The following is a 7785-nucleotide window of genomic DNA, read 5'->3' on the forward strand; positions in this document are numbered from 1 at the left end:
TGGCGTCCCCTCCCTCGACAGCGATTCAAGCCACATCGTCATCTTCGTCGAGGTCCGCCTCGACGTCGTCGCCCTCGTCCGACGAAAGCACCGGAAACTCCCCGGCCAGCATTTTGTCCTTGCTGAGCAGGCCGGCGTCCTCGAGCATGTCCATGTCCGGAAGATCGCGCAGCGTCTGAAGGCCGAAGTGCGACAGGAACGCCTTGGTCGTCACGTAGGTGTAGGGTGCGCCGGGCTGCGGGCTCCGCGGCCCGGCAGCTATGAACTCCAGTCCGCGCAGCCGCCCGATGGTATCGCGGCTGACCTCCTTGCCGAAGAAGGAGGACAATTCGCTGCGGTTGATGGGCTGGTAATAGGCGATGCAGGCGAGGATCAGCGCTTCGGCCTGCGACAACGCCTTGTCGTCGCCGGCAGCGCCGATTGCAGCCCGGATCGCCTCGGCGAAGTTCTTCCGGGTCCGGTGCTGCCAGCCGCCCGCGACGGAGACGAGCTCGTAAGGCCGGCCACGGAGCTCGTCGCGAATGTCGTCGATCAGAAGGTCGAGGTTGCAGTCGCGGCCGACGACGCGCGCCAGGGTCTCGCGCGTCACCGGCCCGGGCGAGGCGAAGATCACCGCCTCGACCCGGCCCATCCATTCGCGCCAGCGCAGCTCCGGCGGCAGGTCGGCGAGCTCGGTGTCGAGATCCTGTTTCGGTCGCGCCCGCCGGCCCATGTCAGAGCCCGTAGAGTCGGAAGGTCGGCCGGCCGGTGAGCTCGCGCACCGCGCCGAGCGACACCAGCCGGTCGAACAGCCGCCGCGTGCTGCGGTCGCTGGCCGTCTTGCCGGCGCCGGCGGGCTGGGCATCTTCCACCATCAGGATCCCCACCATGATGTCGGCATCCTTGCCGCGCAGCTTCGGCGCGACCGCCAGCAGCCGCGTCGCCCGCCGTGTGAGTTCACTGTAGAGGTCGATCGCGGCGACGGCGGCGCTCGTATAGGCCGCGCAGAGTGCGCTCATGAAGACGGTCTCGCCCTCGAGGTGCTGCGGCGCTTTGCGCAGCGCGCCGCGCGACAGATGGGCCGCGATCAACGGCACCGGCACCGCCCAGCGCAGCTGGTGCGCGAGGACGGCGTCGGCCAGCCACAGCGGCAGCGCCTCCTCATTCGGGAGCAGGCGCCTGCTCGCGGCGATGATCTCCGCGGCGGCGAGCACCGGCACGGCGTGCTGGTGCATCGAATGCCGACTTGCAAGTTCGACGATCTCGCCCGGCAGCGAGCCGAGCGGATGGCCGAGCGTGGTTGCAACAGCAAAAATCCATCCCTCCACGTCGCTGGGGGAGGCCCGTTCGCCGAGCTTGCGCCAGGCGGCAAGAATACGACCGCCGGGACCCGGGTCATCGTCGTCGCGGCGCAGGTACCAGTGGTCGCGCAGCACCGCTTCGTCCTCCGTCCGCCCGCCCTGGCGCGCGAGCGCGGCCGCGCAGCTGAGGGCGAGACGCTGACGCCAAAGACAACCGAGCGGGTGCGCGTCGCGGGCGATCGGATGCAGCGCCGCCAGCGCCGCGCCGGCATAAAACACCGCTTCCGTGGCGATATCGGGCGGTGCGAGACGACGCAGCCAGCTCGGGGCCAGGGCGAAGGTCGGCGGCGGGTCGGGGACGATTCGGTGCGGCGCGGGCATGCAAAAGACTAAGCCGTCGCGGCGCTTTGCGCCACAATAACCGCCAAAACCGCCGGGCCTGTCTGTGAATAACAACGAACGATAATGTTGCATTATCATTCGTTTTAGCCATTATATAGAGGATGCCCGTTTTCAGGGGCCCAGAACCTCGAAAAGCGCGCTCCGGGAGCCCTCCGCGCGGCCTGAGAGCCAGCGCTGGGCCGTCGATCTTTCCCCATCAAGGCGTCGCCGGCGCGGCGGCCCCATCCTTGATCTCTGCGACAACACCTTCTATATAGCTAGACTGTCTAGCCAGGAGCGCGCAGAAATGGAATGGCCACTGCAGGACGCCAAGAATCAGTTCTCCAAGGTCGTACAGAAGGCCCGTCTCGAAGGCCCGCAGGTCGTCACCCTGCGCGGCGAGCGCGCCGCCGTGGTGCTGTCGGCCGCCGATTACGATGCGCTACGTTCCGGCCGCCCGACCCTGGTCGACGACTTGCTGGCCGGGCCAGGTTGGGATGACGAACTGGCCGAGGCCGTGACCCGGCGCGCCAAGACCCCCAGCCGCGACGTGGCGTTCTGATGTATCTCGTTGACACCAATATTGTCTCCGAGGCGCGGCGCGGCTCTGTCCAGGCGACCGGCTGGCTGCGCTCGGTCGACCCGGCCAGTGTCCACCTGAGCACCCTCACCCTCGGCGAGATCATGCGCGGCATTGCGCTCAAGCAAAAGTCGGATCCGAAGGCGGCCGGCCATCTTGCCGAATGGTTGCGCAAGCTGCGCCACGACCACGCCGACCGCATCCTGGCGGTGACCGACCAGATCTCCGTCGAGTGGGGGCGCATCGCCGCGATCCGGCCGCGCGGCGATATCGACGGGCTGATCGCCGCGACGGCGATCGTCCATGACCTCATCCTCGTCACCCGCAATGTGGCTGATTTCGAGGATACAGGAGCAACGGTGATCAATCCTTGGGAGGCCTCGGCATGAGCAGCAGTCCGGCGACCGACTCCGAACCGCTCCCGGCCGCCCCCTCCGACGCATCAGTCCCCTCCCCTCTCCCGGCACCAGAAACCGGCCTGCCGGCGCATCTCGAACGGCTCGCCGATCGCGCGCGCGAGTATGTCGACGCGGCGAGTTCGGCCAACACGCGCCGGGCCTACAGCTCCGACTGGAAACATTTCTCCGGCTGGTGCCGGCGCCAGGGCCTCGAGGTGCTGCCGCCGTCCCCGCAGACGGTCGGGCTTTACATCACTGCCTGCGCCTCGGGCGCCGCGACGGCCGATCGCCAGGCGAATTCGGTCGCGACGATCGAGCGCCGGCTCTCAGCCCTGACCTGGAACTATGCGCAGCGCGGGACACCGCTGGACCGCACGGATCGGCATATCGCGACCGTGCTCGCCGGCATCCGCAACACCCATGGCGCCCCGCCCCGGCAGAAGGAAGCCGTGCTGCCGGAAGACGTCATTGCCATGCTCGAGACACTGAATCGCGGCACGCTGCGGGGCTTGAGAGACCGCGCGATGCTGCTGCTCGGCTTTGCCGGTGGCCTGCGGCGCTCCGAGATCGTCGGCCTCGACGTCAATCGCGACGACACCGAGGACGGCCAGGGCTGGGTCGAGATCCTCGACAAGGGCATGATCGTCACCCTGCGCGGCAAGACCGGCTGGCGCGAGATCGAGATCGGCCGCGGCTCGTCCGACGCCACTTGCCCGATCGTCGCCCTGCAAATCTGGCTGAAGCTGGCCCGGATCGGCCACGGACCGCTGTTTCGCCGGGTGACCGGCCAAGGCAAAGACGTCGGACCGGATCGCCTGAACGATCAACAAGTCGCGCGCTTGGTGAAGCGCGCGGCGCTGGCCGCTGGTGTCCGCGGCGATCTCCCCGAGGCCGAACGGCAGGAGAAATTCGCCGGACATTCGCTGCGCGCCGGCCTCGCCTCCTCGGCCGAAGTGGACGAGCGCTACGTCCAGAAACAGCTCGGTCACGCCAGTGCTGAGCAAACCCGTCGTTACCAGCGGCGTCGCGACCACTTCCGGGTCAATCTGACCAAAGCTGCGGGCCTTTGACCGCCGAATACCGACCTCACTCGCACCAGCGCGCACGGTCCGCCCTCTTCCAGACGGATACACCGGACCTGACTGGCAACATACGTCCGGGCGGTACACCATGGATATTCCATGATGGATATGCTAGATATCCCCATGGAGATATCCCATGCCCCTCTTCATTCGTGACGATCACGTCGACGACCTCGCCAGCCGGCTCCAGGCCATGACAGGTTCGCGGACCAAAACAGAAGCCGTGCGTCTCGCGCTCGAGCACGAGATCAAGCGCCAAACTGAGAATATGCTGCCGAGCCAGCGGATCGGCAATGCCCTCGCGATCGTCGCTGGCATTCGGGCCAACGCTGCAGAGCGCGGTCTCACCGGTACGGACGATTTCGACATGAAGGCCTTCACCGACGAGATGTGGGGCGTCTGATGTTCCTCGATGCCTCGGCCATTGTCGCTATGCTCGGCGGCGAGCCGGATGGACCCGAGCTCGCCGGCCGCTTGAACGGCTCGAAAACGGGCTTCTTTGTCTCACCGCTCGTAATGTTCGAGGCGTCCGCATCGCTGGCCACGAAGCTCGCCCGCGAAACCGGCTTACCGCGCGACGCGGCCCTCCTCGCCAAGGCGGAAACCGCGGTGCGGGAATTCGTCACCTCGCTCGGCGCCCAGGAAATCTCCGTCTCGCCGGATATCGGTCGCAAGGCCGTCGAAGCGGCGCAGACCTATAGCCGCCTGGTCGACCATTCCGCACAGCTCAATTTCGGGGACTGCTTCGCGTATGCCTGCGCCAAGGCTTACCGAATCCCGCTCCTCTACAAGGGCAACGACTTCGCACAGACCGATCTCCGATAGTGACGGGCTTCTTTGCCGGAAAGAGGCGGGGGCGGTTGGAGTTGGGACGATCAAACCTTAAACACTGCGTGGGGACGCCGATCTTCCCGGATGAGCGGCGCACCGCTCCCGCTCACGAATTCAGGTTCTGCCGCGGCGCAAACTCGGGCGAAGCGCGCACTTTGCTCATCACCTCGCTCATCGCCATTCGGAGTTCGTCCTGGGCGTCATTCAGTCCGACATTGCCGGTATAGGCCGCGAGCGCCGCGAATTTCAGTGCGGCTAACATGGCGGCTTCACTGCCGAGCTCCCGCGAGACCTGATTCGCCGCATGCTTTTCCAGCACAGAAAGAGCCGATTGGGTGAATGTTTGCCCAAGCTCGTCGATCAGATCGTCGAACGCAGCAAGCTCAAGATCGTCTTCCGAGCGGCTCGGCCGCGGCACAGGCGGGGCGTTTCGCACGGCCAGCGTCACTTCCCCAACCATCTCGTCCACCAGGCCGACGATTTCGCCGGCGCGCGCGTCGAGCTCGTCCCATGGGATACACCGGGTTCCGAGGCCCTCCTGCGCGCGATGCTCCGCCGGAGTCCGCGCCGCGATCCTGGCATTAATCGTGAGGCCTGAGCGATCATCGCCAAAGATCGTCATGATCCGCACACGAGCCGGACGGTCACTGAGACTGCGCAATTCCTCGGCCCGTTCGAGGGCCGCCGCGATTGCGCCGCCGACTGATGTCGTCTCTCTGGTCAAACCGCCCTCTCCCATCCCTGCCCGAAAACCGTAGCCGAGTCGGCTCCGACAACGGAGTCATTCCTGCCGTTTCGGGTCATTTCGGCCGCCGGGCCAATGAGGCGCGTAATTCGGCGCTGGCCTGGAAGGTGCCGGTTTGCGCGGGCTTCCCCGGCTCCAATCCGGCGGGACCGCCCGGGGGCGGCGGGGTTGGCTTCGACCCGTCGAGCTTGGCGCGCAGCAAGGCCATGATCATCGGCCAGACGGAGAATTTCCCGCCCTTGGCGCGGTCAGTCAGGCTTCGCAGATAGCCGCCGGCGCTGTTGATCTGATCCGCCTTCTGGTAGATCGCCGCCAGCGTAATCGCGGCCTGCTGGTCGCCGAGCACCTCCTGGGCCTCACGCCAGGCGCTCGGGCTGATCCCGAGCATCGGCCGGGCAAGCTCCGCTGCGGCCAGCAGATCCTTCCACTGACGGATTTCGCCGCCTTTGATCAGCCAGGGCATGTTGGGGCAGGCATCCAGCACAATTCCCAAGGGGAGCTCACGCTTCGGCACGCTCCGTGGGTTGTCGTTAGCCACGGCATTGCCGCTCGCTTCATACCTGTTCGCTAAGCCTCTTTCAGATTCAGGTAATAAGTCTGGGTTTGAATTCTGTATGTGGCAACCAGAATGGGACTCATTGGCGTCCGGATTCTGTGTTTTCGCAAATGTTTCCAGCAGCTCACGGATCTCGCGCCAGAGCTTTTCCATCTCGCCGCCGAGGCTCTCCAGGAGCTGCCTCGGTGCAGACCGGGGAATCCGTCCGGCAATTTCCTGGTAGGCCTGCTGGAACCGTTTCCAGTTTCCCGGCACGCCCTCGTCGATCCCCGCCCCGATCATCTTCACGATGTCCCGGCGCAGGATGGTGAGGCGCTCTTTGGCAACGCGAAACGCCTTCTTCTCGACCTGCACGGCGCCCGCAAGCGTCTTGTATTCCTCGGCGCGGGCAACCATCGGGGCCAGGTCAAAGCCGTAGGCTTGCTCGATCTCTCCGCCCTGCCCTTTGCGCGCAAAGCGCTTGCCGTTCGGGCTGTCCCGGCGAATGATCAGGCCGCAGTCGACCAGGACGGCGAGGTGCCGGCGCAGCGTCGTCGGCGGCATCCCATTGGCCCGCGCCATCAACTGCTCGTTGGAGGGCCAAACAATTAACTCGCTGTCGGCCTCGAGCGCGATCTCGGGGTGAAATGACAACAGCGCGTGCAAGATCGTCAGCGCACGGTCGGTCGCGCCGAGAACCTGGCGCGCTTCCTTGATATGCTGAAAGACGTGCCATTTGTGAACGATGGCGGTGCCTGGCTTTGCCTTTGCGGCCAACTGGCTTGAAATCATGCCAAGCGTCAGCGGCCGCCGCCCAAAGGGCGTCGTTGATAAGGGGTTCGTCATGGATGTGTCTTTCAGCCTTTAGGCAAAGCGAAAGCGCTCACCAAAACGGTGTCCAATACCTCGAAGAGGCTCTTGACTGTGATTCGCGGAAGTGAGATTCTCGTTGTCGCCAAACGAACGAGAGAGGCTTCCGGGACACTGTTTCGGGGGCCTTTCTTTTTACCGCATGCTACCTCTGTGTTTGTTGCGCTATCATCCGGCTTCGGCCGAGGCCTCAGCCCTTCCCGTCATCCAGCCAAACCTTGTCAGCTGACAAGGTCGGGCCGCACGCCGAAAATCACTCAGTACCCTCCTGGGCAAAAAACCGTTCCACCAGACCCGGCAGCTCTTCCTCAAGGAAGGCGCCGAACTCCGACGCGTGTTTTTCCGAGACCGTAAGCTTGATGTCGCCTTTCGAGAAAGTCGCCTTTCCCAGCACCTTACCGGCCGGGCTGCGCATCTCGATTTCGCTGTGAGATCGTTCCGGCGGCTTCTTCACCGCAGCAAAGACGAGCTTGAACCGCTCATCCGAAGGCAGCCCCGAAACCTTGTCAGCTGACAAGGTTTTTCGCACCCGATCGAGTGCCGCCGAATCTTCTCCGATGGCAGTCGTCAGCGCGACCCAACGAGGCCGCCCGACCTTCGGTGCCCGGCCAATCGCCTTGATCAGCTCGACGGGGACAGCCCGGCAGACCGCCCTGAGGCGAGCGAGTTCTGGATCGTCGACCAAAAGAGCGGCGCGGATGTCGCGCGCTTTGATGCCGGCCTGATCCATTCGCCACGCGAAAAGTGCTCGCTCGATCCAGCTCAGATCTTGACGTGCCGCGTTCTCTATTCCCTGCGCGACGACAAGCTCACTGTCCGACAGCGCGAGGACTGTGGCCTTGACCTTGATGCCGAGATCCAAAGCCGCTCGCAAGCGTTGATGCCCGTAGACGACCTGGTACCGACCGCTGACGGTCGGATGACGCCGGACCTGGATCGGCACCTTTTGGCCTTCTTCGGCAATACTCTTCTTGAGCGCTTCAAAATCGACCTGGCTGTCATCGGGGAGCCGGTCCGGAAAGGGCGATGGATCGATAGAGGAGGGATCGAGCTCCGAGCCGCCGCCGGCGTCCACCAGCGCCT

10 protein-coding genes are annotated in these 7785 nt (G+C 65.0%); 5 read left to right on the forward strand and 5 right to left on the reverse strand.

The features are described 5' to 3' along the window. Positions 1-25: 25 nt before the first annotated feature. Together JJE66_RS35230 and JJE66_RS35235 are read right to left on the reverse strand one after the other, a co-directional pair. Positions 26-712 carry an SMC-Scp complex subunit ScpB gene (locus JJE66_RS35230; RefSeq protein WP_200520378.1) on the reverse strand — a complete coding sequence of 229 codons (687 nt, stop codon included), beginning with the start codon at positions 710-712 and terminating at the stop codon, positions 26-28. Position 713: 1 nt separating this feature from the next. Further along, positions 714-1754 carry a DUF1403 family protein gene (locus tag JJE66_RS35235; RefSeq protein WP_246756798.1) on the reverse strand — a complete coding sequence of 347 codons (1041 nt, stop codon included), beginning with the start codon at positions 1752-1754 and terminating at the stop codon, positions 714-716. Between the two features lie 214 nt (positions 1755-1968). Here JJE66_RS35235 and JJE66_RS35240 point away from each other — a divergent pair, with 214 nt between their 5' ends. The 5 genes from JJE66_RS35240 to JJE66_RS35260 all read left to right on the forward strand — a co-directional run bounded on the left by JJE66_RS35240 (position 1969) and on the right by JJE66_RS35260 (position 4546). Then, positions 1969-2223, forward strand: coding sequence for a type II toxin-antitoxin system Phd/YefM family antitoxin (locus tag JJE66_RS35240; protein WP_200520379.1), 255 nt, complete (start codon positions 1969-1971; stop codon positions 2221-2223). After that, entirely contained in the window at positions 2223-2630 is a 408-nt protein-coding gene (locus JJE66_RS35245) for a type II toxin-antitoxin system VapC family toxin (protein ID WP_200520380.1), read from the forward strand. Before JJE66_RS35240 ends, JJE66_RS35245 begins: the two co-directional genes overlap by 1 nt. After that, a complete protein-coding gene (locus JJE66_RS35250) occupies positions 2627-3709 on the forward strand; it encodes a site-specific integrase (protein WP_200520381.1) in 1083 nt (360 codons plus the stop codon). Before JJE66_RS35245 ends, JJE66_RS35250 begins: the two co-directional genes overlap by 4 nt. 148 nt (positions 3710-3857) lie before the next feature. Beyond that, complete coding sequence (locus tag JJE66_RS35255; RefSeq protein ID WP_200520382.1) at positions 3858-4124, forward strand: type II toxin-antitoxin system VapB family antitoxin; 267 nt, start codon at positions 3858-3860, stop codon at positions 4122-4124. Beyond that, positions 4124-4546, forward strand: a complete 423-nt coding sequence (locus tag JJE66_RS35260; RefSeq protein ID WP_200520383.1) for a type II toxin-antitoxin system VapC family toxin — start codon at positions 4124-4126, stop codon at positions 4544-4546. Before JJE66_RS35255 ends, JJE66_RS35260 begins: the two co-directional genes overlap by 1 nt. A gap of 112 nt (positions 4547-4658) precedes the next feature. On the opposite strand, the gene JJE66_RS35265 is transcribed toward JJE66_RS35260, so the two are convergent. The 3 genes from JJE66_RS35265 to repB form a co-directional block, all read right to left on the reverse strand. Beyond that, entirely contained in the window at positions 4659-5174 is a 516-nt protein-coding gene (locus tag JJE66_RS35265; protein WP_200520384.1) for a hypothetical protein, read from the reverse strand. Between the two features lie 178 nt (positions 5175-5352). After that, complete coding sequence (gene repC, locus JJE66_RS35270; protein ID WP_200520385.1) at positions 5353-6678, reverse strand: plasmid replication protein RepC; 1326 nt, start codon at positions 6676-6678, stop codon at positions 5353-5355. Between the two features lie 277 nt (positions 6679-6955). Then, a partial coding sequence (gene repB, locus JJE66_RS35275; protein ID WP_200520386.1) for a plasmid partitioning protein RepB occupies positions 6956-7785 on the reverse strand: 830 nt, incomplete at its 5' end.

The sequence above is a fragment of the Bradyrhizobium diazoefficiens genome, from assembly GCF_016612535.1.
Lineage (GTDB): Bacteria > Pseudomonadota > Alphaproteobacteria > Rhizobiales > Xanthobacteraceae > Bradyrhizobium > Bradyrhizobium diazoefficiens_C.